The 24,686-nt window shown below is 70.3% G+C and carries 22 protein-coding genes; 11 read left to right on the top strand and 11 right to left on the bottom strand.

What is annotated here, in order from left to right:
- Nucleotides 1-15: 15 nt before the first annotated feature.
- Genes H036_RS0108510 through H036_RS0108500 form a run of 3 tightly spaced genes read left to right on the top strand, consistent with a single transcriptional unit; the run spans nucleotide 16 to nucleotide 3,351 of the window.
- The gene (locus H036_RS0108510) at nucleotides 16-618 is read left to right on the top strand and encodes a nitroreductase family protein (RefSeq protein WP_017934362.1); all 603 of its coding nucleotides are present in this window, start codon (nucleotides 16-18) and stop codon (nucleotides 616-618) included.
- Nucleotides 605-1,921, top strand: a complete 1,317-nt coding sequence (locus H036_RS0108505; protein ID WP_017934361.1) for a M20/M25/M40 family metallo-hydrolase — start codon at nucleotides 605-607, stop codon at nucleotides 1,919-1,921. The genes H036_RS0108510 and H036_RS0108505 overlap by 14 nt, the downstream gene beginning before the upstream one ends.
- Nucleotides 1,918-3,351 carry an MFS transporter gene (locus tag H036_RS0108500; protein ID WP_017934360.1) on the top strand — a complete coding sequence of 478 codons (1,434 nt, stop codon included), beginning with the start codon at nucleotides 1,918-1,920 and terminating at the stop codon, nucleotides 3,349-3,351. Before H036_RS0108505 ends, H036_RS0108500 begins: the two co-directional genes overlap by 4 nt.
- Before the next feature lie 34 nt (nucleotides 3,352-3,385).
- Here the strand turns inward: H036_RS0108500 and H036_RS0108495 are convergent, their stop codons facing one another.
- Nucleotides 3,386-3,907 carry a J-domain-containing protein gene (locus H036_RS0108495; RefSeq protein ID WP_017934359.1) on the bottom strand — a complete coding sequence of 174 codons (522 nt, stop codon included), beginning with the start codon at nucleotides 3,905-3,907 and terminating at the stop codon, nucleotides 3,386-3,388.
- Nucleotides 3,908-4,044: 137 nt separating this feature from the next.
- Between H036_RS0108495 and H036_RS0108490 the strand changes: the two genes are divergently transcribed.
- The 3 genes from H036_RS0108490 to H036_RS0108480 all read left to right on the top strand — a co-directional run bounded on the left by H036_RS0108490 (nucleotide 4,045) and on the right by H036_RS0108480 (nucleotide 7,387).
- Complete coding sequence (locus H036_RS0108490) at nucleotides 4,045-5,130, top strand: HpcH/HpaI aldolase/citrate lyase family protein (RefSeq protein WP_017934358.1); 1,086 nt, start codon at nucleotides 4,045-4,047, stop codon at nucleotides 5,128-5,130.
- Nucleotides 5,130-6,014 (top strand): HpcH/HpaI aldolase/citrate lyase family protein, encoded by an 885-nt coding sequence (locus H036_RS0108485; protein WP_017934357.1) that lies wholly within the window; start codon nucleotides 5,130-5,132, stop codon nucleotides 6,012-6,014. Before H036_RS0108490 ends, H036_RS0108485 begins: the two co-directional genes overlap by 1 nt.
- 176 nt (nucleotides 6,015-6,190) lie before the next feature.
- The gene (locus H036_RS0108480; RefSeq protein WP_017934356.1) at nucleotides 6,191-7,387 is read left to right on the top strand and encodes an MFS transporter; all 1,197 of its coding nucleotides are present in this window, start codon (nucleotides 6,191-6,193) and stop codon (nucleotides 7,385-7,387) included.
- Between the two features lie 32 nt (nucleotides 7,388-7,419).
- Here H036_RS0108480 and speB read toward each other — a convergent pair whose 3' ends face one another.
- From speB to H036_RS0108465, 3 genes are read right to left on the bottom strand one after another with little or no spacing between them, the layout of a single operon-like run.
- Nucleotides 7,420-8,379, bottom strand: a complete 960-nt coding sequence (gene speB / locus H036_RS0108475) for an agmatinase (RefSeq protein ID WP_017934355.1) — start codon at nucleotides 8,377-8,379, stop codon at nucleotides 7,420-7,422.
- Between the two features lie 5 nt (nucleotides 8,380-8,384).
- Nucleotides 8,385-9,929: a purine-cytosine permease family protein gene (locus H036_RS0108470; protein WP_017934354.1), complete on the bottom strand. Its 1,545-nt coding sequence runs from the start codon at nucleotides 9,927-9,929 to the stop codon at nucleotides 8,385-8,387.
- A 9-nt stretch (nucleotides 9,930-9,938) separates the two neighbouring features.
- The gene (locus tag H036_RS0108465; RefSeq protein ID WP_017934353.1) at nucleotides 9,939-10,337 is read right to left on the bottom strand and encodes a YybH family protein; all 399 of its coding nucleotides are present in this window, start codon (nucleotides 10,335-10,337) and stop codon (nucleotides 9,939-9,941) included.
- Between the two features lie 217 nt (nucleotides 10,338-10,554).
- Here H036_RS0108465 and H036_RS0108460 point away from each other — a divergent pair, with 217 nt between their 5' ends.
- The gene (locus tag H036_RS0108460) at nucleotides 10,555-11,460 is read left to right on the top strand and encodes an Lrp/AsnC family transcriptional regulator (RefSeq protein WP_017934352.1); all 906 of its coding nucleotides are present in this window, start codon (nucleotides 10,555-10,557) and stop codon (nucleotides 11,458-11,460) included.
- 140 nt (nucleotides 11,461-11,600) lie between these two features.
- Nucleotides 11,601-15,131, top strand: a complete 3,531-nt coding sequence (locus tag H036_RS0108455; RefSeq protein WP_017934351.1) for a (Fe-S)-binding protein — start codon at nucleotides 11,601-11,603, stop codon at nucleotides 15,129-15,131.
- Nucleotides 15,132-15,386: 255 nt separating this feature from the next.
- On the opposite strand, the gene H036_RS0108450 is transcribed toward H036_RS0108455, so the two are convergent.
- Nucleotides 15,387-15,911, bottom strand: a complete 525-nt coding sequence (locus H036_RS0108450; protein ID WP_017934350.1) for a helix-turn-helix domain-containing protein — start codon at nucleotides 15,909-15,911, stop codon at nucleotides 15,387-15,389.
- A 27-nt stretch (nucleotides 15,912-15,938) separates the two neighbouring features.
- Here H036_RS0108450 and H036_RS0108445 point away from each other — a divergent pair, with 27 nt between their 5' ends.
- Entirely contained in the window at nucleotides 15,939-17,156 is a 1,218-nt protein-coding gene (locus H036_RS0108445) for a benzoate/H(+) symporter BenE family transporter (protein ID WP_017934349.1), read from the top strand.
- A gap of 30 nt (nucleotides 17,157-17,186) precedes the next feature.
- Here the strand turns inward: H036_RS0108445 and H036_RS0108440 are convergent, their stop codons facing one another.
- Both H036_RS0108440 and H036_RS0108435 read right to left on the bottom strand, forming a co-directional pair.
- Nucleotides 17,187-17,426: a hypothetical protein gene (locus tag H036_RS0108440; RefSeq protein ID WP_017934348.1), complete on the bottom strand. Its 240-nt coding sequence runs from the start codon at nucleotides 17,424-17,426 to the stop codon at nucleotides 17,187-17,189.
- A 9-nt stretch (nucleotides 17,427-17,435) separates the two neighbouring features.
- Nucleotides 17,436-19,163 (bottom strand): sodium:solute symporter family protein, encoded by a 1,728-nt coding sequence (locus tag H036_RS0108435; protein ID WP_017934347.1) that lies wholly within the window; start codon nucleotides 19,161-19,163, stop codon nucleotides 17,436-17,438.
- 88 nt (nucleotides 19,164-19,251) lie between these two features.
- Here H036_RS0108435 and H036_RS0108430 point away from each other — a divergent pair, with 88 nt between their 5' ends.
- Nucleotides 19,252-19,788, top strand: a complete 537-nt coding sequence (locus tag H036_RS0108430) for a pilus assembly protein HicB (protein WP_036487911.1) — start codon at nucleotides 19,252-19,254, stop codon at nucleotides 19,786-19,788.
- Nucleotides 19,789-19,797: 9 nt separating this feature from the next.
- Complete coding sequence (locus H036_RS0108425; RefSeq protein ID WP_017934345.1) at nucleotides 19,798-20,616, top strand: DUF4097 family beta strand repeat-containing protein; 819 nt, start codon at nucleotides 19,798-19,800, stop codon at nucleotides 20,614-20,616.
- An 81-nt stretch (nucleotides 20,617-20,697) separates the two neighbouring features.
- Here H036_RS0108425 and H036_RS0108420 read toward each other — a convergent pair whose 3' ends face one another.
- The 4 genes from H036_RS0108420 to H036_RS0108405 all read right to left on the bottom strand — a co-directional run bounded on the left by H036_RS0108420 (nucleotide 20,698) and on the right by H036_RS0108405 (nucleotide 24,659).
- Entirely contained in the window at nucleotides 20,698-21,630 is a 933-nt protein-coding gene (locus H036_RS0108420; protein ID WP_017934344.1) for a siderophore-interacting protein, read from the bottom strand.
- Nucleotides 21,630-22,445, bottom strand: a complete 816-nt coding sequence (locus tag H036_RS0108415) for an ABC transporter ATP-binding protein (protein WP_017934343.1) — start codon at nucleotides 22,443-22,445, stop codon at nucleotides 21,630-21,632. The genes H036_RS0108420 and H036_RS0108415 overlap by 1 nt, the downstream gene beginning before the upstream one ends.
- A 76-nt stretch (nucleotides 22,446-22,521) precedes the next feature.
- Nucleotides 22,522-23,640: a FecCD family ABC transporter permease gene (locus H036_RS0108410; RefSeq protein ID WP_232421835.1), complete on the bottom strand. Its 1,119-nt coding sequence runs from the start codon at nucleotides 23,638-23,640 to the stop codon at nucleotides 22,522-22,524.
- Complete coding sequence (locus H036_RS0108405; RefSeq protein WP_081615506.1) at nucleotides 23,637-24,659, bottom strand: FecCD family ABC transporter permease; 1,023 nt, start codon at nucleotides 24,657-24,659, stop codon at nucleotides 23,637-23,639. The genes H036_RS0108410 and H036_RS0108405 overlap by 4 nt, the downstream gene beginning before the upstream one ends.
- Between the last annotated feature and the right edge of the window lie 27 nt (nucleotides 24,660-24,686).

Below are 24,686 nucleotides of genomic sequence, written 5' to 3'. Positions count from 1 at the left end.
CGGCATGCTGCGGTTATGGAGTTCCAGGACGTGGTACGCCGCCGAAAGATGGTGCGCCGATACACAGACGAGCCGGTCGCCCCCGAGCAGCTGGAGCGGGTGCTGAGCAATGCCGTGCGCGCGCCCAATGCGGGCTTCTCCCAAGGTTGGTCGTTCCTGGTGCTGGACAGTCCCGAGGACACCGCCCGCTACTGGGACATCTTCGTCGGCGACGAGGAGTGGGAGGCCGACGGCTGGCTGCGCGGCATGCGCACCGCGCCGGTGCTGATCCTGCCGTGCTCGTCGAAGGCCGCCTACCTGAGCCGCTACGCGCAGAGCGACAAGGGCTGGACCGACGAGGACGAGGCCCGCTGGCCGATGCCCTACTGGCACATGGACACCGCGATGGCGGTGATGCTGATGCTGCAGACAGTGGTCGACGAGGGGCTCGGCGCCTGCTACTTCGGCATCCCGCCGCGGCACGAGGCACAGGTGCGAGCCGAGTTCGGCATCCCCGACGCCTGGGACCCGATCGGCGTGGTCTCGATCGGCCACCCGGACACCGGCGGGGCGAAGGGCTCCCCTACCCGTCGCCAGCGCGCTCCGATGAGCGACGTGGTGCACCGTGGCAGCTGGTGACCTCGACGAGGCCGGCGTCCTCTCCCGACTCCAGACCCTGATCCGGATCCCGACGGTCAGCGACGCAGACCCCGCGGTGTTCGACGACCTGCTCGCGACCATGCGAGATCTCTACCCGCGGGTGCACGCCCTGGAGACCGTCCGGATCGGCAGGCAGGGTGTGCTCATCCACTGGCCGGGCGCCTCCGCCGCGCGACCGGTGGTGCTGATGGCCCACCTCGACGTGGTGCCGGCCGTCGGCGAGTGGAGCGTCCCGCCGTTCTCGGCAGAGGTGATCGACGGCCAGGTCTGGGGCCGCGGCACCCTCGACGACAAGGGCAGCGTCGCCGCCATCTGCGAAGCCGTCGAGTCGGCCATCGCCGACGGCGCCGTGCCGGCCCAGGATGTCTGGCTGCACTTCGGCTGCGACGAGGAGGTCTCCGGCGAGTCCGCGCCTGCCGCGGCGGCCGAGCTCACCCGGCGTGGGGTGCGGCCGTGGTTCGTGCTGGACGAGGGCGGCGCCGTCGCCGAGCAGGCCTTCCCGGGCGTCTCGGCGCCCATCGCGGTGGTCGGCCTGACGGAGAAGGGCACGACGACCCTGTCGCTGACCGTCACCGGCGAGGGCGGCCACGCCTCGGTGCCGACCCGCAACGGGCCGACCGTGCGGCTGGCCAAGGCGCTGACCCGGCTCGACACCCTGGCCATGCCGGCACACCTGCCGGAGCCCACCGTCGAGCTGCTGCGCCGGATCTCGCCCTACCTACCGGCACCGCTGCGCCCCATCACCGCGAACATCGACCGGATCGCGCCGGCCGCCACCCGGCTGCTGCCGCTGGCCGGTGCCGAGGCGGCCGCGATGATCCGCACGACCTTCGCCATCACCACCCTCGAAGGCAGCCCGGCCCACAACGTGATCGCCTCGACGGCACGCGCCGGCGTCAACGTGCGGGTGATGGTCGGCGACTCCGTCGCCGACGTGGTGACAGCGGTCCGCAAGGTGATTCGCGACGACGGTGTCATCGTCGAGGTGACCGAGGCCAACGAGCCGAGCCCGGTGAGCCCGATGGACGATGCCTTCGAGCTGATCGAGACCTGTGTCGAGGAGCTGTTCCCCGAGGCCGTGGTAGCGCCGTACGTGATGATGGCGGCGACCGACTCGCGCTTCCTCACCGGGATCTGCGAGCGGGTCTTCCGATTCACGCCGTTCCGGATGAGCAAGGCCCAGCGCTCCGCGATCCACGCCGCCGACGAGCGCATCGGCGTGGAGGACTACCGGCGCGGCATCACCTGGTATCGCCGGCTCATCGAGAGCCTGCCCGCATGAGCGGTCTGACCCGCACGCCCGCCCCCGCCCGCGTGAGCGTCTGGTCGGTGGTCGGACTGCTGGTCCTGCTCGAGCTCGGCAGCGGGGTGTTGCAGGGCTACTACACCCCGATCTACACCGACATCGCGCGTCACCTCGACATCAAGGACGCCGACGTCAACTGGTTCGAGGCCGCGCAGCTGATCGTCTCGGCGATCCTGGTGCCGCCGCTGGCCCGGCTCGGCGACCAGATCGGGCACAAGCAGGTCCTGGTCGGTGCAACGATCGTGACGGCGCTGGGCACCTGGGCGCAGGTCTTCGCGCCCTCGTTCGGGACGTTCCTGGTCGCCTGGGCGATCACCGGCGCGTACGTCGTCTGGCTGCCACTCGAGATCGCGATCGTGCACCTGCGCGCCAACGGCGACGAGGAGCTCACCCGACGTGGAGCCGCCCTGCTGGTGGCGGTGCTGGAGACGTCGGTGATCGTCGGCGCCGGTATCTCCGGCGCGATCGTCGACTCGGTGCCGATGACGGTGGTCCTGGCGGTTCCGGCAGTGGTGATCACCGGAGTGCTGTTCGGGATCTGGCGCTGGCTCCCAGCGACAGCGCCACGCGGCGGGGGTGGCTTCGACTGGTCCGGCCTGAGCCTGCTCACCCTCCTGCTCGTGCTGGTGATGGGCGGTCTCGTGGTGGTCCGTGTGCAGGGTCCAGGATCGGTGACGGCCTGGCTCCTGGTCGCCCTCGGCCTGCTCGCCACGGTGCCGTTCGCCCGGGTCGAGCTGCGCTCGCCCGCTCCCCTCGTCGACATCCGGCTGCTGCGCTCCCCCGCCCAGCTGCCGATCCAGCTCACGGCGGCACTGTCCGGCATGTCGGTGCTCGGCGCGCAGATCCCGCTCTCGACGTTCGCCCGGACCGATCCCGACACGGTCGGCTACGGCCTCGGCGCCGACGCAGGCTTCGTCTCGGTCCTCATCGTCGTCTACGTCTTCGCCATGGTCGTCGGTGCGTTGCTCTACCCGCGGTTGGCCCGACGCACCTCCGCCCGCTCCGCCATGATCGCCTCCGCGCTCCTGGTGGCGGTCGGCTATGCGATGTGGCTGCCGTGGCACCACTCGACCGAGCAGGCGCTGCTCAACATGATCGTGGCCGGTGTCGGATCAGGGTCTCTGGTCGCCGCGATCCCGGCTGCGGCGGTGGCCGCCGCTCCGGCAGACAGCGCCGGCATGGCCACCGGGCTCACCAACGCGATCAAGACCGTGGGCGGGGCGGTCGCCTCCGCGATCTTCGCCATCGCGCTCTCGGCCACCGGCTCGATCGCCGACCCCAAGCGCGGCCACGCCCCGCTGTCGGGATACCTCACCGTGTGGGCGGTCTGCTCGGCCGCCGCGCTGGTCGCGGCGGTGGTCCTGTTCCTCACCCGCAGGGTCGAGTCGGGCCTCCGTCCCCGTTGAGTCAGGCCTCCGTCCCCGTTGAGTCGGGCCTCCGTCACCGCCTGCGGAACCAGCGCCGCCTCGGTGCGGGCTGCGGCGTAGGCGGAGTCGCCACCGCCCTCGCCGTACGGCGCTCGCGCCAGGCGGCGACTGTCTCCTCCACATCGCGCGGCTGAGTGACCAGCGGCGGACCGGTCGGGATCTGGTAGCGCGCCCGGATCACGCGCGCATTGAAGTCCTCGACGGCCTCGCGCGCCGCCTGCTCGGTGGCCTGCCGATCGAGCAGCTCGTCGAGCTCGGCGTCGTCCTTCCGCAGCTGGATGCTCGGCGGGAGTACGACGAGCCGCTCGCGCTCGACCAGGTTCTTGAGCCACCAGTCCGGGTCGTGCTCCTCGCCGAGTCCCTCGATCGGCTTCCCGGCGCCGGGGAGGTCGTCGAAGTCCCCGCGTGCGATCGCCTGCTGGATCTGCTGGTCGACCCAGGTGTGGATCAGGCGCTGTCGCTGCTCGGCCTCAGCCTTCGAGGCGGCGTCGCTGAGCGGCTCGATCCGGATGTCCTCGAACTCCTCCTCGCCCATCCCACCAGCCTACGAGCGCGCACGGAGGCCCGACTCGACCCGCACGGAGGCCCGACTCGACCCGGACGGAGGCCCGACTCGGCGGATGTGACCTATGCCGCACCTACCGGTAACTACCCGCCGGTAGGCTCCGCGACATGAGCTTCAAGTCACCCAAGGACTTCTTCGTGCCGCTGGCCGTGGGTGCGCCGGCGCCGCTGCGCGAGATCCCGGCCCGGCCGAGCCGCGCGATCCACTTCTTCGACCCGAGCAACCCGAAGATGGTCGACAAGATCCCGCAGATGGTGGGCACCGTCGACGTCCTTCTGGGCAACCTCGAGGACGCGATCAAGGCCGACAACAAGGTTGCCGCCCGCGAGGGTCTGGTGTCCATCGCCAAGGCCACCGAGGGCCTCGGCGGGCAGAGCGGGACGACGCAGCTGTGGACCCGGGTCAACAGTCTCGACAGCCCGTGGGCGCTCGACGACCTGATCACGCTGGTCACCGAGATCGGCGACCGGCTCGACGTGATCATGGTGCCGAAGGTGCAGGGCCCGGAGGACATCCACTACGTGGACCGGATCCTCGCCCAGCTCGAGGCCCGCGCCGGCCTCACCAGGCCGCTGCTCGTGCACGCCATCTTGGAGACCGCGCGCGGCGTCGCAAACGTCGAGGCGATCGCGCTGGCCAGCCCGCGGATGCAGGGCATCAGCCTGGGCCCGGCCGACCTCGCGGCCGACCGCAAGATGAAGACCACCCGCGTCGGCGGCGGCCACCCGGGCTACCTGGTCCGCCAGGACCCGGTCGACGGTGACATCCACGGCGCGCGCACGGTCTTCCAGCAGGACCTGTGGCACTACACCATCGCCAAGATGGTCGACGCCTGCGCGGAGGCGGGGATCTATCCCTACTACGGCCCGTTCGGCGACATCACCGATGTGGTGGCGACCGAGGACCAGTTCCGCAACGCGTTCCTGCTCGGCTGTGTCGGCACGTGGTCGCTGCACCCCAAGCAGATCGAGATCGCCAACCGGGTCTTCTCCCCCAGCGTCGAGGACATCCAGCACGCTCGCCGGGTGGTCGCCGCGATGGGCGACGGCACCGGAGCGGTGATGCTCGACGGCAAGATGGAGGACGACGCCTCGCTCAAGCAGTGCCTGGTGCTCGTCGAGCTCGCCGAGGAGCTCAGCAAGATCGATCCGCAGCTCAAGGAGCTGTACGCGACCATCGAGGTGGAGGCCTGATGTCGACGAGTTCCACCTCCGCAGCCGAGTTCCGGCCGCGCCGCTCGGTCCTCTACATGCCCAGCTCCAACGAGAGAGCCCTGGAGAAGGCCAAGACCCTCGCGGTCGATGCGCTCATCCTCGATCTCGAGGACGCGGTCGCGCCCGACGCCAAGGCCCAGGCCCGGCTCAACGCCGCGGCAGCCATCACCAGCGGCGAGTACGGCGCCAAGGAGCTCACCATCCGGATCAACGGCACAGGCACGCAGTGGCACGCCGCGGACATCGCCGCAGCTGCCGCCGCCGGGCCCGATGCCATCGTCGTCCCGAAGGTCGACACGGCGGACCAGGTCCGAGGACTCGTCACAGCGCTCGAATGGGCCGGGGCGCCTGAGCACACCAAGCTGTGGGCGATGATCGAGTCGCCGTACGCGATCCTGCACGCCGAGGAGATCGCGGCCGCCAGCGAGCGGCTCACTGTGCTGGTGATGGGCACCAACGACCTGGTCAAGGAGCTGTACGCCGACCACGTCCCGGGCCGCACCAACCTGGTCACGTCCCTGCAGCTCGCCGTGCTCGCCGCGCGAGCCACCGGCAAGGTGATCCTCGACGGCGTCTACAACGACGTGAAGGACGTCGACGGCTACCTCGCCGAGGTGGCGCAGGGCCGCGACTTCGGCTTCGACGGCAAGACGATCATCCACCCGGGCCAGATCGACGGCGCCAATGCCGGCTTCGCTCCCAGTGCCGAGGCGGTGGAGAACGCTCGCGGCCTGATCGAGGTGTGGGAGGCCAACGCCGGCGCGGGCGTGGTGACCTACCACGGCAAGATGGTGGAGAACCTCCACGTCGAGTCCGCCCGGCGCACTCTCTCGATTGCCGAGGCGATCGCGGCGCTGGCCTGAACCCGTCGAGAGGTCACTTTTCGCGCGCCGAGTGTCCAGCCGGGCTGGACACTCAACCCGCGGAAAGTGACCTCTCGACGTAGAGCCTGGGGAAATCGGCGATACCTCTGAGCGTGAAATCCCATATATTGAGAATCAAATCTCATTTCTTGGGACGATAGCGCTTTACTATCCCGGTGACCGCCACCTCCGCCGACCCCTTGTCCGTCAGCGAGACCCGCCGCTGGGCCATGCTCGGTGTCAGCACGTTCGCCCAGGCCGCCGGCGTGGTCGCGAACAACGGCGTCGCCTACCTCATCCCGACGCTCCACCGGCACGACGGCTACTCGCTCTCCACCGCCGGTGCGATCGCGGCGGCGCCGTCCTTCGGCGTAATGGCGGCCCTGGTGGCGTGGGGCTGGCTCGCCGATCACCGCGGTGAGCGGCTGGTCCTGCTGTGCGGTGCCGTCGCGACCGCCGCCTTCAGCGCGGCGGCCGCACTGACGCACGGCGTCGCGCTGCTCTGGGTGTTCCTGTTCCTCGGCGGCGCGGCCTCGGCGGCGGCCAACTCGGCGTCAGGCCGGGTGGTGGTCGGCTGGTTCCCACCGCACCGACGCGGGCTGGCGATGGGCATCCGGCAGATGGGCCAGCCGATGGGCATGGCCATCGCCGCCCTCTCGATCGCGCTGGTCGCCGCCCACCACGGCGTCCACGCAGCGCTGTGGGTGCCCGCGGTCGGCAGTCTGGTCGCGGCCGCCGCGGTCGCCCTGGTGGTGCTGGATCCGCCCCGGCCGCCGAAGAAGGCCGGCAGCGCCCCGAACCCCTACCGGCAGGACTCCTTCCTGGCCCGCATCCACGGTGTCTCGGTGCTGCTGGTCGTGCCGCAGTTCGTGATCGCGACCTTCATGCTGCTGTGGCTGACCGACTCCCGCGGCTGGAGCACCGGCGCGGCCGGCGCTCTGGTCGCCGCGGCCAACATCCTCGGCGCCTTCGGTCGGATCGCCGTCGGGCACCTGTCCGACCTGGCCGGCAACCGGATGGGTCCGCTGCGCTGGGTGGCCGTGGCCGCCTGCGCCGTGATGGTCCTGCTCGGGATCACGGCAGGGCTCGACTGGGTCGTCGCCGTACCGCTGATCGTGCTGGCCTCTGTGCTGACCGTCGCCGACAACGGCCTGGCCTTCACCGCCGTCGCCGAGCGCGCCGGCCCGTTCTGGTCGGGCCGGGCGCTGGGCCTGCAGAACACCGCCCAGTTCCTCACCGCCGCCGCGGCGGCACCGATCGGCGGCCTGGCGATCGCCCACATCGGCTACGCCTGGACCTACGTGCTGACCGGCGTCCTGCCGATGCTGGCCGTCGGCCTGGTTCCGGTCGGCGGCGAGCGGCGGGTGAGCTAGGCGCTGCGCCTCGCGCCTACCTGTGAGCCCGATCAGCCCTGCGTCATCGCGACGTGCCGCTTCGCGAGCAGCGAGACCAGGTCGTAGGCCACGTGCGAGGCCGCGATGCCGGTGATCTCGGCGTGGTCGTACGGCGGGGACACCTCGACCACATCCGCACCGATCAGGTTGAGCCCGTCCAGACCGCGCAGGATCTCGAGCAGCTCACGCGACGTCATGCCGCCGGCCTCCGGGGTGCCGGTGCCCGGCGCGTGCGCAGGGTCGAGCACGTCGATGTCGATGGAGATGTAGAGCGGCCGGTCGCCGATCCGCTGACGGACCCGGTCGATCACCTCGACGACGCCCTGGTGGTAGACATCCGCGGCGGTGACGATGCCGAAGCCGAAGCGGCGGTCGTCCTCGAGGTCCTTCTTGCCGTAGAGCGGCCCTCGCGTGCCGAGGTGACAGAGCGCCTCGGTGTCGAGGATGCCCTCCTCGAAGGCCCGACGGAACGGCGTGCCGTGGGTGTAGTCGGCGCCGAAGTAGGTGTCCCAGGTGTCGAGGTGTGCGTCGAAGTGCAGCAGCGCGATCTCGCCGTGCTGCGCCTTGGCGGCGCGAAGCAGGGGCAGCGTGATGGTGTGGTCGCCGCCGACGGTGAGCAGTCGGGTGCCGTCGGCGGTGAGCTCGCGGGCGGCCTCCTCGATCGTGTCGAGGGCGTCGCGGATGTCGAACGGGTTCACCGCGATGTCGCCGGCGTCGGCGACCTGGGCCACCTCGAAGGGAGAGACGTCGAGCCCGGGGTGGTAGGGCCGCAGCAGCCTCGAGGACTCCCGCACGTGGGCCGGCGCGAAGCGCGCACCGGGACGGTAGGAGACACCCGCGTCGAACGGTACGCCGGCCACCACGATGTCGGCCTTCTCGACCTGGTCGAGGCGGGGCAGCCGGGCGAACGTCGCCGGGCCTGCGAAGCGCGGGATGCGGGAGCTGTCGGTGGGTCCGAGAGGAGTCGTCATGTCAGTCAGCCGTTCGTGATGATCTTGTTCTGGGAGGCCGGACCGGCCGGGACCACGCGCGGCCCCTCGGGGCCGAATGCGTCCGCCGGCTCGGGGAAGATGAGGAGCAGCGCCGGGTAGAGGATCGCGGCCAGGCCGATGCCGATCGGGATGCTCAGGTCGATGCCGTTGTCGAGCGCTAGGACCCCGACGAACTGGCCCGGCAGGTTGACGAAGCAGATCGCCAGCGCGGCGGGTACCAGCCAGCCGAGCAGGCCGCGCCAGTTCCACCCGTGCGCGAACCAGTAGCGACCGCCGGTCTGGCGACGGTTGAAGACCTGCAGCGAGTCGGAGTCGTACCAGCCGCGGCGTACGACCCAGCCGATCATCATGACGATCATCCACGGGGCGGTGCAGCTGACGATCAACACTGAGAAGGTCGAGATGCTCTGCACCACGTTGAAGGCGAAGCGGCCGACGAAGATGAAGGCGATCGCGATCGCGCCGATGAACAGGGTCGCCTGGACGCGGTTGAACTTCGGGAAGACGCTGGAGAAGTCCAGGCCGGTGCCGTAGAGCGCCGTCGTACCGGTGGACATGCCACCGATGAGGGCGATCAGGCAGACCGGGATGAAGTACCAGGTGGGCGCGACCGAGAGCAGGCCGCCGACGTAGTCGCCGTTCGAGATGAAGGTCGGCGCGTCGGTAGCGATCACGGTGGCCGTGACCAGACCGAAGAAGAACGGCACCAGCGTGGCGATCTGTGCCAGGAAGGCGGCGCTCATCAGCCGGCGCTTCGGGGTGTTCTCCGGGATGTAGCGCGACCAGTCGCCGAGGAAGGCGCCGAAGGAGACCGGGTTCGACATCGCGATCAGCGCGGCACCGAAGAAGGAGGGCCAGAACATCGACTTGGTCGCGGCGTCCGCCCCGGCGCCGTAGATGCCGGCGTACGAGGAGTCGAACGGGCCGAAGAAGGCGAAGGCGCCGAGGACGAAGAGCAGGGTGGCCGCGATCACGGCGACCTTGTTGACCAGCAGCATGAAGCGGAAGCCGTAGATGCACACGGTGAGCACGAGCACCGCGAAGATGCCGTAGGTGACAGCGAGAGTGGCGTCGTTGTTCGGCAGGTGTACGGCGCGGTGAGCGGCGCCGACCAGCGCGTCGCCCGAGGACCACACCGAGATCGAGAAGAACGCGAACGCGGTCAGCAGCGACAGGAACGAACCGACCACCCGACCGTGGACACCGAGGTGCGCCGAGGAGGACACGGCGTTGTTGGTGCCGTTGCGCGGACCGAAGATCGCCATCGGCGCGAGCACCAGGGCGCCCACGACGACGCCGAGGACGGTCGCGGCGGCGCCCTGCCAGAAGCTCAGCCCGAAGATGATCGGGAAGCTGCCGAGCACGACGGTCGCAAAGGTGTTCGCGCCGCCGAAGATCAGGCGGAACAGGTCCAGCGGCCCGGCGGTGCGCTCGTCGGCCGGGATCGGCTCGACGCCGTGCGCCTCGACCTCGGTCGCCCTGGGCGCTTCGATGGCACCCGCGCCGGCGCTCTCGTTGGTGATGGACATGGGCTTCCTTCAGTCGTTGGCCGGAGCCGGAGAGAGGTGCTCGTGAAGGGCGACCAGACGGTCACCGTCGCGGACGAAGACGATCGACTCGCGCTCGTACGTCGTGGTGCGTTCGCCGCCGACCGAGGTGACGGTGCGGACGCTGTGGCTGAGGATGCCGGTCTCGCCGTGGACCTGGACCAGCCGCTCGGTGCTCTCGCACTCCTCGACCCGCCAGCCGTCGGCGACCCAGCCCGCCCACAGCGTCTCGTAGGCAGCCCGGTCATCGAGACGGTGCGGTTCCGGGTGGAAGACGAACGTCGCCGACTCGGCGAAGCACGCGAAGTAGGCCACGGTGTCGGTGGCAGCGAAGGCGGCGACGAGCCGGTCGGTCGCCTCCAGCACCTCGTCGATGGTCAGTCCTGGCATCGCCGTCTCCCTCTGCTAGGCGCTTTGCCCGCAAGAATCTAAGAAGCCCCGACCCTTCTGGCAAGCACTTCCTGAGCGTCGATCGGGTTCCGAATCACGATCTGCCTGCGCTGATAGCAGATGACAGTAAGATCGACGTGCGCTCGCGCCTCATTCATCACTGAGTGATGGGCAACACAGCGCAAAATTCACCGGCAAATTTCTTCGAGAGCGGGCCATGGACGAGACCGATCAGGCGATCGTGCGGCTGCTGCAGGCCGATGGGCGGCTGGGCCATCGCGAGATCGCGGACGCCGTCGGGCTGTCCCGATCGGCTGCCGCGGGCCGGATCAACCGGCTGATCGAGAGCGGCCAGGTCATCGTGCGCGGGGTGGTGCATCCCGCCGTGCTCGGGCGCGGGTCGCTGGCCCACGTCGGGCTGCTGGTGCGCGGTCCGGCCGAGCCGGTCGCCACCATGGCCGCCGAGCGCGAGGACTGCCCGTTCGTCTCGCTCACGTCCGGCCCGCACGCCATCGTCGCGGAGCTGCGCACCTCCTCGGCACACGAGCTGGACAGGGCGCTCTCGGGACTGCGCGCCCTGCCCGGGGTCCAGGGCGTCGACACGCTGTCCTACATCGAGGTGCTGCGCGATGTGGTCGGTCCGGTCGGCGAGGCCGACTACCAGATCGACACCATCGACGCGGCCCTGCTGTACGTGCTGCAGAGCGACGGACGGGCGTCGTACGTCGATCTCGCCGATCACGTGCGGCTCACGCCCGCTGGCGTACGGCGCAGAGTCATCCGTCTGCTGGACTCGGGCGTCGTCCGGATCGGCGCGCTGGTGCGCCAGCCGGGACGAGACGGCCAGGCGGCGATGGGGATCGGGCTGAGGGTCAGCGGCGATCCTCGTGACCTGCTCGACCGACTCAATGAGTTGCCGCAGGCGAGCTTCCTCGCCCGGACGCTCGGTCGCTACGACCTGGTCCTCACCCTGCGGGCCTATGACCCGGCCGAGCTGCTGAGCGGGCTCGAGCAGGTGCGCGAGCTCGACGGCGTCACCGAGACCGTCTCCTGGACGCACCTACGGGTGGTCAAGGAGACCTACGCGTTCGAGGGACTGGCACCCGGACCCGTGCCGGAGTGAGGCTGACCTAACGCCGGATGGGGAAGTTACCCGTGGGTACAGTGCGTCGTCAGTGGGATTTCTAACGCTTCCCACCCTGGTGAGCAGCACCTAGGCTCACCTAGCCCCGCAGAACCAGCACAGCCAAGGAGGCCTGCCGCATGCTGCAGACCATCGCCATCGTCCTGGCGCTCGCCCTGACTGCCGTCACCGTCGTCGTCGTGGTGAAGGCGATCCGGTCGATGGTCGGCGTCTTGAAGGTGGGCCAGCCCGCCATCGGTCGCACGGACAACCCCGCCAACCGCTCGGGAACGATGCTCAAGGAGACGTTCCTCCACACGCGGATGTTCCAGTGGCGCTGGGTCGGCGTGATGCACTGGTTCGTCTACTTCGGCTTCCTGATCCTCGCCACCGCGGTGGCGACCGGCTTCGTGCAGCTCTTCGACCCGAGCTTCCAGCTGCCGATCATCGGCCACTGGTTCGTCTACGAGTGGATCTGCGAAGGCATCGGGGTCCTGTCCACGATCGGCATCATCTTCCTGATCGTGTACCGCCAGCTGCACATGCCCAAGGCGCTCGGGCGGAAGAGTCGTTTCTTCGGCTCGACGTTCTGGCAGGCCTACTTCGTCGAGTTCATGGCGCTGCTCGAGGGCTCGGCGATCCTCTTCATCCGCGGTGCGGAGCGGCAGTGGAACCTCCTGCGGGGCGAGGAGGGCGCGCACGTCAGCACGTTCCACTTCCCGATCTCGCACCTGTTCAGCGGGATGTTCGGCAACACGGCCGACACCGCCCGCAACTGGGTGATCGTGATCGCCTTCATCAAGGTGGCCTCGGCGCTGGCGTGGCTGATCGTGGTCGCGATGAACCTCACCATGGGCATCGCCTGGCACCGCTTCACCGCCTGGCCGAACATCTGGTTCAAGCGCGAGTCCAAGGGCCGCGACACCGACGGTGCGACCACCGCGCTCGGCGCGATGAAGCCGCTGACCTCGGGTGGCAAGGTCATCACGCTCGACGACATCGACGACCTCGACGAGGACGCGAAGCTCGGCGTCGGCAGCATCGAGGACTTCTCCTGGAAGGGCATCCTCGACTTCACCACCTGCACCGAGTGTGGTCGCTGCCAGTCGCAGTGCCCGGCGTGGAACACCGAGAAGCCGCTCTCGCCCAAGCACCTGGTGATGAGCCTGCGTGAGCACGCCTACGCCTCCGCGCCGTACCTGGAGGACGGTGCCCAGGAGGGGGCCCAGCGTCGCGAGCTGCCGCTGATCGGCAAGACCGACGCCGATGCCTCGGTGGGCGAGGGCGACGAGGTCCTCGACTGGTTCTACAACCCCGACTCCGAGCACGGCGGCGGTGGCTTCGTCATCGACGAGGACGTGCTCTGGTCCTGTACGTCGTGCGGCGCCTGCGTGCAGCAGTGCCCGGTCGACATCGAGCACGTCGACCACATCATGGACATGCGTCGCTACCAGGTGCTGGTCGAGTCGAACTTCCCCTCCGAGCTCAACGGCCTCTTCAAGGGCCTGGAGAACAAGGGCAACCCCTGGAACATGTCGCCGAACGCGCGACTGGACTGGGCCAAGGACCTGCCGTTCGACGTCAAGGTCGTCGGCGAGGATCTGGACTCCCTGGAGTCGGTGGACTGGCTTTTCTGGGTCGGCTGTGCCGGCGCCTACGAGGACCGCGCGAAGAAGACGACGCGGGCCGTCGCTGAGCTTCTCGACCTGGCCGGCATCTCCTTCGGTGTGCTGGGCAACGGCGAGACCTGTACCGGCGACCCCGCCCGCCGCGCCGGCAACGAGTTCGTCTTCCAGGGCCTTGCGCAGCAGAACGTGGAGACGTTCAAGGAGTTCAAGGTCAAGAAGGCCGTCACGACCTGTGCGCACTGCTTCAACACCCTGAAGAACGAGTACAAGCAGTTCGGCATCGAGCTCGAGGTCGTGCACCACACCCAACTGCTCAACCGACTGGTCCGCGAGGGCAAGCTGACCCCCGTCGCCGACGGTGCCGGCGCGCACAAGCGCTCGATCACCTACCACGACCCGTGCTACATCGGTCGCCACAACGGCGTCTACACCCCGCCGCGCGAGCTCCTCCAGGTCCTCCCGGGCGCGGACTTCGTGGAGATGCCGCGCAACTCCGAGCGCTCCTTCTGCTGCGGCGCCGGCGGTGCCCGGATGTGGATGGAGGAGAAGATCGGTCAGCGGATCAACCGCAACCGCACCGACGAGGCCGTCTCCACCGGAGCCGACCAGATCGCCGTCGGCTGCCCGTTCTGTCGCGTCATGCTCTCCGACGGCCTCACCGCCGCCCAGGCCGACGGTACGGCGCGCGAGTCGGTCGAGATCCTCGACGTCGCTCAGATGCTGCTCGCCTCGGTCAAGGGTGAGCAGGCCACCAAGCTGCTCCCCGGCGAAGGCGCTCCTGCGGGCGCGCCCGCTGCCGCTCCGGCTGCTACGGCTGCTGCAGCCGCCGACGTGGCGACCAAGGCTGAGCCGTCGGTCGGTGACGTGACCGTCACGGCGAACACCATCACCGAGACCGCCGACGCGGGGCCGGCCGCCAAGGCCAGCCAGGATGCGGGCGGCGGTTCATCGCTGTTCGACGCCGCACCGGCTGCTCCGAGCGAGCCGGCGGCACCGGCTGCTCCCGCGGCACCGGCTGCTCCCGCGGCACCGGCTGCTCCCGCGGCCGGCGGATCGCTCTTCGACGACCCGTCTTCACTGTTCGACACGCCGGCGTCGGCGCCCGCGGCAGCGGCGCCCGCGGCAGCGGAGCCGGCTGCTCCCGCGGCTCCGGCCTCGGGCGGGTCGTCGCTGTTCGACATCCCGGCCGATGCGCCGGCGGAGAAGGCTCCTGAGACGCCTGCCGAGCCCGTGGCCGAGTCCGCGGAGCCAGCCGAGGCTGCTCCCGCCGTCGACCTCAACGCCGGCGGATCACTGTTCGACATCCCGGCCACCCCGCCGCCTGCGGCTTCTCCCGCAGCGACATCGGCGCCGGCTCAGGTTGAGCCGGTCGCCGAGCAGGCGGAGTCGGCACCGGCGGCCGAGACGCCCGCGCCGGCTGCCGAGGCCGCGGCCCCGGCGATCGACCTCAACGCCGGCGGATCACTGTTCGACATCCCGACCACCCCGCCGCCTGTAGCTTCTCCTGCCGCGACGTCGGCACCGGCCCAGGCTGAGCCCGTCGAGGCCGAGCCGGAGGCGGCTCCGGCTGCGGAGGAAGCACCCGATCAGCCGGTCGACGTGGCGGCCGAACCGGTGGCAACGGCCCAGCCTGCTGCACCGACGGCGCCGGCCACCAGTTCGGGTGCTGCGCACACGCCGCGCGCAGACGTCGCCATCGACGAGGTCTCCTCGCTGTTCGACATCGAGGCGCCCGAGCCGGTCGTCGTCGCTCCGGCAACCGAGGCGACGGCGCAGAAGGCCCCGGCCGTCGACGCTCCGACTGCCGAGGACTCGGCCGTACGGGTCCCCACAGCGGAACCCGTCGAGGCCGAGACCCCGGTCGAGGCTCCGGCCCCTGAGCCCACCGAGCCCGAGCCGACGACCGAAGCCACCGAGCCGGAGCCGACGCCGAAGGCGGCCGAGGAGAAGCCGGCCACAGCGCCTGCGGCCGGCTCGGGTGCCGCCCACACGCCACGCACCGACGTGGACATCCATGGCGCGGGGTCACTCTTCGACCTCTGAGTCGAGGCGAACGCGGGAGGGCTGGAGCCGTCTGATGGCTCCAGCCCTCCGTCGTCACCGGGTCGGGGTGGACGCGGGACCGAACGATCGTTCGGGAGATGCGGCCCATCGTCGGCGACCGAACAAACGTCCAGCGCGCGGCACCCACCCCCGGCATCCGAACAAACGTCCAGCGCGCGCCACCCACCTTCAGCGGCCGAACAACCGTCCGGTGAAGCCTCACGCTCGACGGAGCCATCGCCGGCGCGGGCTGACTCAGCCGGGCGACCGGATCGTCAGCACCGCCTCCACCGCGGCCCCGCCGAGCGCCTCGTACCCGTGTTCCACGTCGCTGACCCACACCGCCGTCTCGCCGACGCCGACCTCCCGCTCCTCTCCGAGCGCGCCCGCGCGCGCCCGGCCGTGGGTGACGAGCAGGTGCTCGGTGACGCCGGGGCCGTGTGCGACGGAGCGGTGGGCGACGCCGGGCTCGAGATGCAGCAGGTACACCTCCACGGTGGTGCCATCCCCGTGCCGGCGCGCGTCGAGCAACCTCGCCTCGATGCCGGGGGACGCCACCTGCGCGCCGGGGTCGACCAGCAGCGTCGCCAGAGGTACGCCGAGAGCACCGGCGACCGCGTAGAGCGTCGACAGCGTCGGGTTGCGGGTGCCGTTCTCGATCTCGGAGAGCGAGCCCTTGCCCACGCCCGCACGCCCGGCGAGGCCACCCACGGACAGCCCCGCCTGCTGGCGCGACGCGCGCACCCGCGCGCCGACAGCGGCAGAGAGGTCCGGATCCACGATGCCGAGCCTAGTAGGGTTCTGTATATGGAACGCTGGCGCATCGCCACTGCAGGGGCTGTCACGGCGCTGGTCGGATTCGCCAGCTCAGCGCTGGTGGTGATCGCGGGGCTTCGCGCGGTCGGAGCCAGCACCACCCAGGCCGCCTCCGGCCTGCTCGCGCTGAGCGTCGCGCAAGGCATCGGCACGCTCTGGCTGAGCCGCCGCCACCGCATCCCCGTGTTGCTCGCCTGGTCCACGCCTGGCGCCGCCCTGCTCGCCTCGACCGGCCGTGTCGCAGGTGGCTGGCCGGCGGCCGTCGGCGCATTCCTCGTCGTCGGCGTCCTGATCCTGCTCACCGGGCTCTGGCCGCGGCTGGGTCGCCTGATCGCCTCGATCCCGCCGGCGCTGGCCCGGGCGATGCTCGCCGGCGTACTCCTCGAGCTGTGCCTCGCCCCCGTGCACGGGGTGATCGCACATCCGGCCCTGCTTGCGCCGCCGCTGCTGCTGTGGCTCGTCCTGCTGCGGTGGGCGCCGCGCTGGGCGGTGCCGGCGGCGTTCGTGGCCGCGATGGCCACGCTCGGGATCTGGCTGACCCAGCACGGAGGCCTCGACGGGCCGCTGCTCCCTCGCGTGGAGCTGACCGCACCGACCCTCACCGGCGGCGCGGTCCTCACCATCGCGCTCCCGCTCTACGTCGTCACGATGGCCTCGCAGAATGTCCCGGGCGTGGCAGTGCTGGCCTCGTTCGGCTATCAAGCGCCTTGGCGGCCGGCGATGACGACGACCGGGATCGGGACGATCGCGGCGGCCTGCGCCGGTGGCCACGCGATCAACCTGGCCGCGATCACCGCGGCCCTCGCCGCCTCACCGGAGGCTCATCCCGACAAGGACCGGCGCTGGCGGGTCGCGGCGGCAGCAGGCTGGACATTCCTGGTGCTCGCGCTCGGCTCGGCGGCACTGACCACCCTCGTCGCGGCCGCACCTGCCGGCGTGGCGACCGGCGTCGCCGGCCTGGCCCTGGTCGGAACCCTCGCCGCCTCGCTCAACGCCGCGATAGCCGAGGAGCGCGACCGGCTGGCGGCTGTGGTCACCTTCGTGGTCGCCGCCAGCGGCATCACCGCGCTCGGCATCGGGGCGGCGTTCTGGGCGCTGCTGGCGGGGCTGGTGCTCCGCGTTGTGACGGTCCGCCCCGCCGCAACGGGCACCACCACGACGAACACCGCCGCGACAAGCACCCACACGACACAGCGGGCCGGGCGCTGAATGCGCCCGGCCCGCTCAGACGGATATTGCTCAGCTGTCCTGCGACGGCTGATCAGCGACGACGATCGGGCGGAGCTTGGCCCACGCCAGGAAGATCACCCCGGTGAGGAGCAGCGCTGCGCCGCCCCACCAGTTGTCGCTGTTGTCAGTGCCCTTCGGCCCTCCGCTGTGGAAGGCCGCGGTGAGCAGCAGGATGACGCCGTACAGACCCAGGAGGGCACCGATCACGTTGCGGATGTCGAAAAATCCGGCTGTCTTGCGTTCGCTCATGATCGACTCCTAGAAGATCACGTTGAGGATGATGACGAGGACCAGCGCCACCCCGGCAAGCGGCACCGGACGTCGGTACCACGGGTAGTCGACGGCGTCAGCATCGACCAGCGAGCTGCGCGGGGTCTCGGAGTAGACCAGGCCGGTCAGCTCCTCGGCCGGCTTCGGCTGGGTGAACAGCGAGACGACGATCGAAAGCACCAGGTCGACCACGAAGGCCGCACCGGCGGCCACGAAGGATGCCCCCTGGCCCGACAGGTTCAACGTGCCGGTCGACCACGACCCGAAGGCGTCCTTGCTCAAGAAGGCCACCACGATCGCCGACAAGGTTCCGCTCACCAGGCCGACCCAACCGGCCGTGGCGGTCATCCGCTTCCAGAACATGCCCACGATGAACGTCGCGAACAGCGGCGCGTTGAAGAACCCGAACAGGGTCTGCAGGTAGTTCATGATGTTGGAGAAGTTCGACGCCAGCGACGCGGTGAAGATGGCGATCACCGTGGCGGCGACCGTCGCCAGACGACCGATCCGCAGGTAGTAGGCGTCGCTGCGGTCCTTGACGATGTAGCGCTCCCACAGGTCGTAGGACAGCACCGTGTTGAAGGCGGAGATGTTCGCCGCCATGCCGGCCATGAAGGAGGCCAGCAGACCGGTGATCGCCACTCCCAGGAGACCGTTGGGCAACAGGTCTCGCATCATGAAGATCAGCGAGTCGTTGAAGGTCACGCCGTCGCCCGACGATCCCCCTGGCACCGTGCCCCCGGCCTTGATCTTGGAGATCTCGGTGATCAGCACCGCTGCGATCATGCCCGGCAGGATGGTGATGAAGGGGATGAAGATCTTCGGGAACGCACCGATGATCGGCGTGCTCCGCGCGGCTGTGATCGACTGCGAGGCCATCGCACGCTGCACCTCGACGAAGTTCGTGGTCCAGTAACCGAAGGAGAGCACGAAGCCGAGGCCGAAGACGATGCCGATGATCGAGAGCAGGTCGGAGGAGAAGCCGGTCAGGTTGGTGCCCGGCCACGAGTGGAGCTGCTGCGCGGCCGTGGATGACGCGCCAGGATGCGAGGCCGCTTCGGTGATCTTGTCCTTCAGGCCGTCCCAGCCACCGACGCGGTGGAGGCCGATGATCGTCAGCGGCGTGAGCGCGGCAACGATCACGAAGAACTGCAGCACCTCGTTGTAGATCGCCGCCCTCAGCCCACCGAGGGTGATGTAGGAGAGCACGATCAGCGCGGCCACGATCAGGGCCAGCCACAGCGGCCACCCCAGCAGCGCGTGCACGATCGCACCCAGCAGGTAGAGGTTGATGCCGGCGATGAGCAGCTGGGCGATCGCGAAGGAGATGGCGTTGACCAGGTGGGCGCCGGGGCCGAACCGTCGGAGCATGAACTCCGGCACCGATCTGACCTTCGAGCCGTAGTAGAACGGCATCATCACCACGCCCAGGAAGAGCATGGCGGGGATGGCTCCGATCCAGAAGTAATGAACGCTCGGAAGCCCGTACTGCGCGCCGTTGGCACTCATTCCCATGATCTCGACGGCGCCGAGATTCGCGGAGATGAAGGCGAGGCCCGTCACCCAAGCAGGCAGCGAGCGCCCGGACAGGAAGAAGTCCACCGAGTCCGAGACGCCGCGGCTGGCGACGACACCGATGCCAAGAACGAAGGCGAAGTACAGGGCGATGATCACGTAGTCGATCCAGGACGCCTGGATCAGAGTCAGGCTGTACACGCCCCTCAGTGAACCATCAACGACCCTCTCAAACCTACGACATCACGACCGTTGTCTTTGACATCACTTTGATGTCATAGTGGTGCGCATGGACATCACGCCATACGTCGAAAGCCTGCGACGCGACCTGCTCGCCGCAGCCGAGGCCGCCGGTCCCGAAGCCCGTCAAGCCACCGAGCGGCTCAGTTACGCGCTGGATCCGTCCGCCCGGCTGGCCCTCATGGAGGCCATCTCCCAGGCCGCCGCCGAGATCACCGCCGAGCTGCCCGCGGGCAGCGTCGACGTACGGCTCAACGGCCGCGAGCTGGAGTTCGGCATCCACCTGCCGCCGCCGACCGAGCCTGCCACGCCGCCGACTGTCGACTCCGAGGCCGAGGAGGTCGACGAGGGCAATCTCGCGCGGATCACGCTACGGATCCCCGAGTCGGTCAAGGCCAAGGCGGAGGAGTACGCCGCCAGGTCAGGCAACTCCCTCAACACCTGGCTGGTGAACGTGGTGCGGGCGGCCACCCGGGCCGACGCGATCAACATCGACGTCGACCTCTCGTCCATCAACGCGACCATCAACTCCGCGCTCGGCGACCTCGGCAACCGTGGCGGCCGGCGCATGACCGGCTGGATCTGAGGAGCACCCATGACCACCTACGACTACGAGACCAGCGGACCGGTCGAGCTCTCCGTCGAGCTCGCCAAGGGCCGACTGACCATCGACACGACGGAGAGGAACCATGCCCACATCGAGATCACCGGCCGCGACGCCGACCGGGTCCGCGTCCAGCAGCGCGGCAACCGGCTCGACGTCACCGACCCCAACGCCCGCCGCCCCTTCAGCTTCGCGAACCTTGACATCGCGATCGTGGTGCCCGCTGCGAGTGGTCTTGCGCTGAGGACCGGCACCGCGGACGTGGACGTGACGGGCACCGTCGGCGCGACCGTCGTCCACACCGCGACCGGTCCCGTCCGGCTCGACCATGTCGCCGGAACGGCACTGGTGCAGAGCGGCAGCGGCACCGTCACCATCGCCACCGTCGACGGCGGCGTGCGGGTGAAGTCGGGCTCGGGGGACGTCATCGTCGGCACCGCGCACGAGGAGGTGGTGGCCTCGACCGGCTCCGGCGACATCGCCGTCCGGACCGCCCATGGCCCTGTCACCGTCAAGACCGGGAACGGCGACCTGCGGGTCGCCGAGGCCCGCCACGACGTCAGCCTGACCACCGGCTCGGGTTCCCTCGAGGTCGGCCACGCGACGCGCGGCCGGGTGGTCGGCAAAGCCGCCTCGGGCCACATCCGGGTCGGCGTCCCCGCCGGCACCCCGGTGTGGACCGACATCACCACCGTCAGCGGGCACATCCGCTCGGGGCTGCGCTCGGTGGGTCAGCCGCAGGACGGACAGGCGCACCTGGAGCTGCGGGCGCGCACAGTCAGCGGCGATGTGACCCTGGTCGAGGTCTGAGCCGTGTGCCGGGATAGTCCGGGGCACAAATCAGCACTACTGACGGGTAACCCCTGATTTGCGCCCCGGACTATCCCTTCTTCACGCACGCATCGCCACACCCTGGCGCCAGTAGCCCATGAAGGCGACCTGAGTCCGCGGCATGCCCAGCTCACCGACCAGATGACGCCGCAGGGCGGTCACCATGCCGGCCTCGCCGGCGATCCAGGCATAGCGTCCGTCGACCGGCGGAGCCACCTCCTCGGCGGCCTCCCCGAGGGCGGAGTACGTCGGAGTCTCCCAGGGCATGTCGTCGGCCGAGGGCGGCGCGGCGTCGGCCGGCTCCACCGCTGCCGACTCCGCTGCTGCCGGCATCGGCGCGAACCCGAGATGTGCCGCGACCGACTCCATCATCGGCGCACCGACCGCGCGCTCGCCGCGGGGCAGCCACGTCACCTCGACGCCGTCGACCACGGGCAGGTCGCAGATGTCCTCGGCGCACGGCACCTCGACGAAGACGGCGCCCGTGCGGCCGCCGGCACGCTCGGGCAGCTCGCGCAGGATCTGGTGGATCGCCGGCAGCGCCGTCTCGTCACCGACGAGGAGCAGCCGCTCGGCGTCACCGGGCTCGAACTCGATCCCGCCGCCGACCGTGCCGCGCCTGGGCAGCACCGCCAGCAGCTCGTCGCCGGGTGAGGCCTGCTGCGCCCAGTCCGAGCCCGGTCCGTGGGCGCCGGGGTGGATGACGAAGTCGACCACGATGCGGGTCTCGGCGCCCGCGCCCGCCACGTCGGCGATGGTGTAGGTCCGCACCGCGCCGCGGGTCTCGGCCTCCAACGATGTGTAGTCGCTCCACCAGTTCTCCGCGGACAGGGCTGGGAGACCCTGCGGACCGGGGAAGACCAGCTTGATCCGCTGGTCGAAGAGCGGTCCGTCGACACCGAAGTCGGCCAACTGCGGGCCGCCCAGCTCGATCCGGGCGAAGGACGGCGAGGGTCGTTCGACGGAGCGCACCGTCACGTTCGCGAGCAGCATCAGGAGACCTTTGCGGGAGGGGTGACAGCGGGGAGGTGGTGACGCCCGATCGGCACCACGAGGGGCGTGCCCGAGACGGGGTCGGTGACGACCTGCGCGTCCAGGCCGAAGACGTCGCGGACCAGGTCGGGCGTGACGATCTGGGACGGCGCGCCCGCCGCGAGCACCTTGCCCTCGCGCATCGCGACCAGGTGGTCGGCGTACCGAGCGGCGAGGTTGAGGTCGTGCAGCACCATCACGACGGTGGTGCGCTGCTCGACACGCAGGGAGTGCAGCAGGTCGAGCAGGTCGATCTGGTGCGACACGTCGAGGAACGTGGTCGGCTCGTCGAGCAGCAGGATCTCCGGCTGCTGGGCCAGGGCCAGCGCGATCCACACGCGCTGCCGCTGGCCACCGGAGAGCTCATCGACCGGCCGAGCCGCCAGGTCCAGCGTCCCCGTCATCTCCAGCGCCGACGCGACAGCGGCCTCGTCCGCCTCGGACCAGCGGGAGAGTGCGCCGCGGTGCGGCTGGCGGCCGCGGGAGACCAGATCGACGACGGTGATGCCCTCCGGGGAGAGCGGCTGCTGGGGTAGCAGGCCCAGCACGCGCGCAACCTCGCGGGTCGGTCGCTTGTGCACCGCCTCGCCGTCGAGCAGGCACGCGCCGCCGGTCGGCTTGAGCAGCCGGGCGAGACCACGCAGCAGGGTCGACTTCCCGCAGCCGTTGGCGCCGACGATGACGGTCGTGGCGGCGTCGGGGATCTCGAGGGTGACCTGGTCGACGATGGTGGTCGCGCCGTACCCGAGGGTGACGCTGTCGGTCGTGAGTCTCATCGGCGTCCTCGCTCCGCTCCGGGCGCCGATGAGGCACCCATGTCGCTGCGTTGAATGATTTGCTCGCTGCGCTCGCTCATGCGGACCTCCGGGAGACGGTGAGCAGCCAGAGCAGGAAGGGCGCCCCGAAGGCGCCCGTGACGACGCCGACCGGGAGGTTCACGTCGTGGAAGGCGTAGGCGCCGACGTAGTCCGCAGCGACGGTGACGGCACCGCCGACCAGGGCCGCGCCGGCGAAGGTCACCCGTCCCCCGTTGAGGGCGCGGGAGATCGGGCCGGCGACGAAGGCGACGAAGGCGACAGGACCCGCGGCCGCCGTGGCCGCGGCGACGAGCAGGACACCGCACAGCAGCAGGACGTCGGCGCGGCGCTGTCCGACGCCCAGACCGGCCGCGACCTCGTCGCCGAGCTCGAGCGCCCGGGCCGAGCGCGCCGCGAGCGCGGTGGCCGGCAGCAGCACCACCAGTACGACGGCCAGCACCCGGATGGTCGGCCAGGACGCATCGCTGACCGAGCCGGTCATCCAGCGCAGCGCGAGCTGGGCGTCGTACACGTCGGCGCGGGTGAACAGGTACTGGATGACGGCGCTCAGACCGGCGGCGACGGTCACGCCGACGAGCACCAACCGCTGCCCCGCACCGTTGCCGGCCAGCGACCGGACCAGCAGCGAGGTGCCGACGGCACCGACCAGCGCGAGCACCGCCAGGTCCCAGCCGGAGGCCGACCACACCACGATGCCGAGCACGGCCGCCGCGCTGGCGCCCATGCTGACGCCGATCACGTCCGGGCTGGCCAGCGGGTTGCGCAGGGTGGTCTGGAAGATCGCGCCACCGACGCCGAGCGCCACGCCGACCAACACCGACTCACAGGCGCGCGGCAGCTTCGACTCGGTGAGGATGAAGGTCGCTCCCGGGATCTGCTTGCCGAAGACGATCCGCCAGAAGTCACCGAAGGTGATGGTGTAATCGCCGCCGAGGACGCGCAGCCAGAACAGCGCGATCAGCGCGACGGCGAGCCCGGCCAGCACCCACCACAGCCGGCGCCGGGGGCGACGCCGAGCAGCGCGTACGAGCGCAGTCGACGCCACGGCCGCCGCAGTCCTCGAGCCTTCTCCGGCCATCGAGCCTTCTCCGGCCATCGAGCCTTCTCCGGCCATCGAGCCTTCTCCGGCCATCGAGCCTGTCGAGATGCTCATGCCGCCCCCAACCGACCACGGCGCAGGAACCAGCAGAAGACCGGCACCCCGACGACGGCGGTCATGATCCCGACCTGCACCTCGGTCGGCGGCAGGATCACGCGCCCGACGACGTCGGCGATCGTGACCAGCACGGCACCGTAGAGGGCCGAGAGCGGGAGGACACGGGTGTAGGCCGCGGTGCCGGTCGCCCGGACCAGGTGAGGCGCGAGCAGGCCGACGAAGCCGACCGGGCCGGCCAGCGCGGTGGCGGTGCCGGCCAGCAGCACGATCGCCACCCCGATCACCAGCCGGTCGAAGGCCACCCGACGACCGAGGCCGCGCGCCAGGTCGTCGCCGAGCGCGAGGGTGTCGAGGGTGCGGGAGCCGGCCAGCGCGAGCACCGCCCCGAGGATCAGGAAGGGCAGTCCCGCGGCGATCACCGACCAGCCGCGGCCGCCGACCGTGCCGACCTCCCAGCGCCGGTAGACGTCCATGGTGTGGTGCTGCAGCAGGAGTACGCCGGAGGTCCACGAGGAGAGCCCGGCCGTGACGGCGGCTCCGACCAGGACGAGCTTCCCCGGCGTGGCACCGTCGCGCCCCAACGAGGCCAGACCGTGCACAAGCAGCGCCGCGACGGCTGCCCCGACGAACGCGAACCAGAGGTAGGCGTGGATCGAGCTGACGCCGACGTACCCGATGGCGAGCACCATCGCGAAGGACGCACCCGCGCTGACGCCGAGCAGACCCGGGTCTGCCAGCGGGTTGCGGGTCAGCCCCTGCAGGCAGCCGCCGGCGATGCCGAGGGCGGCGCCGACCAGGAGGGCGAGGACGGTACGGGGTAGGCGCGCCTGCAGGATGGCGTGCCCCGAGGCGTGCGGGTCGAACAGTCCTGCAGGGCCCACCATCCGCGAGCCGACCAGCACCGAGGCGGCGATCACCACGAGGAGGCCGACGACCCCGATCACCAGGGGAAGAATCCGGAAGGAGGCACCGGAGGGCCGCAGGGGGGCGACCCCGCCGGCACCTCCTTCCGGCATGCCCGGGCCCCGTGTGGCAACGGCGGG

It is taken from the genome of Nocardioides sp. Iso805N (genome assembly GCF_000364605.1).
In the GTDB taxonomy this organism is placed as follows: domain Bacteria; phylum Actinomycetota; class Actinomycetes; order Propionibacteriales; family Nocardioidaceae; genus Nocardioides.
Note: the sequence above shows the minus strand (reverse complement) of the source record. Positions and strands in the feature narration are given on the sequence as shown.

Coding starts and splice junctions, on each gene's coding strand:
- H036_RS0108510 (WP_017934362.1), top strand. CDS start 16: ATGGAGTTCCAGGACGTGGTACGCCGCCGAAAGATGGTGCGCCGATAC.
- H036_RS0108500 (WP_017934360.1), top strand. CDS start 1,918: ATGAGCGGTCTGACCCGCACGCCCGCCCCCGCCCGCGTGAGCGTCTGG.
- H036_RS0108495 (WP_017934359.1), bottom strand. CDS start 3,907: ATGGGCGAGGAGGAGTTCGAGGACATCCGGATCGAGCCGCTCAGCGAC.
- H036_RS0108490 (WP_017934358.1), top strand. CDS start 4,045: ATGAGCTTCAAGTCACCCAAGGACTTCTTCGTGCCGCTGGCCGTGGGT.
- H036_RS0108485 (WP_017934357.1), top strand. CDS start 5,130: ATGTCGACGAGTTCCACCTCCGCAGCCGAGTTCCGGCCGCGCCGCTCG.
- speB (WP_017934355.1), bottom strand. CDS start 8,379: ATGACGACTCCTCTCGGACCCACCGACAGCTCCCGCATCCCGCGCTTC.
- H036_RS0108470 (WP_017934354.1), bottom strand. CDS start 9,929: ATGTCCATCACCAACGAGAGCGCCGGCGCGGGTGCCATCGAAGCGCCC.
- H036_RS0108465 (WP_017934353.1), bottom strand. CDS start 10,337: ATGCCAGGACTGACCATCGACGAGGTGCTGGAGGCGACCGACCGGCTC.
- H036_RS0108460 (WP_017934352.1), top strand. CDS start 10,555: ATGGACGAGACCGATCAGGCGATCGTGCGGCTGCTGCAGGCCGATGGG.
- H036_RS0108455 (WP_017934351.1), top strand. CDS start 11,601: ATGCTGCAGACCATCGCCATCGTCCTGGCGCTCGCCCTGACTGCCGTC.
- H036_RS0108445 (WP_017934349.1), top strand. CDS start 15,939: ATGGAACGCTGGCGCATCGCCACTGCAGGGGCTGTCACGGCGCTGGTC.
- H036_RS0108440 (WP_017934348.1), bottom strand. CDS start 17,426: ATGAGCGAACGCAAGACAGCCGGATTTTTCGACATCCGCAACGTGATC.
- H036_RS0108430 (WP_036487911.1), top strand. CDS start 19,252: ATGGACATCACGCCATACGTCGAAAGCCTGCGACGCGACCTGCTCGCC.
- H036_RS0108425 (WP_017934345.1), top strand. CDS start 19,798: ATGACCACCTACGACTACGAGACCAGCGGACCGGTCGAGCTCTCCGTC.
- H036_RS0108420 (WP_017934344.1), bottom strand. CDS start 21,630: ATGCTGCTCGCGAACGTGACGGTGCGCTCCGTCGAACGACCCTCGCCG.
- H036_RS0108415 (WP_017934343.1), bottom strand. CDS start 22,445: ATGAGACTCACGACCGACAGCGTCACCCTCGGGTACGGCGCGACCACC.
- H036_RS0108410 (WP_232421835.1), bottom strand. CDS start 23,640: ATGAGCATCTCGACAGGCTCGATGGCCGGAGAAGGCTCGATGGCCGGA.
- H036_RS0108405 (WP_081615506.1), bottom strand. CDS start 24,659: ATGCCGGAAGGAGGTGCCGGCGGGGTCGCCCCCCTGCGGCCCTCCGGT.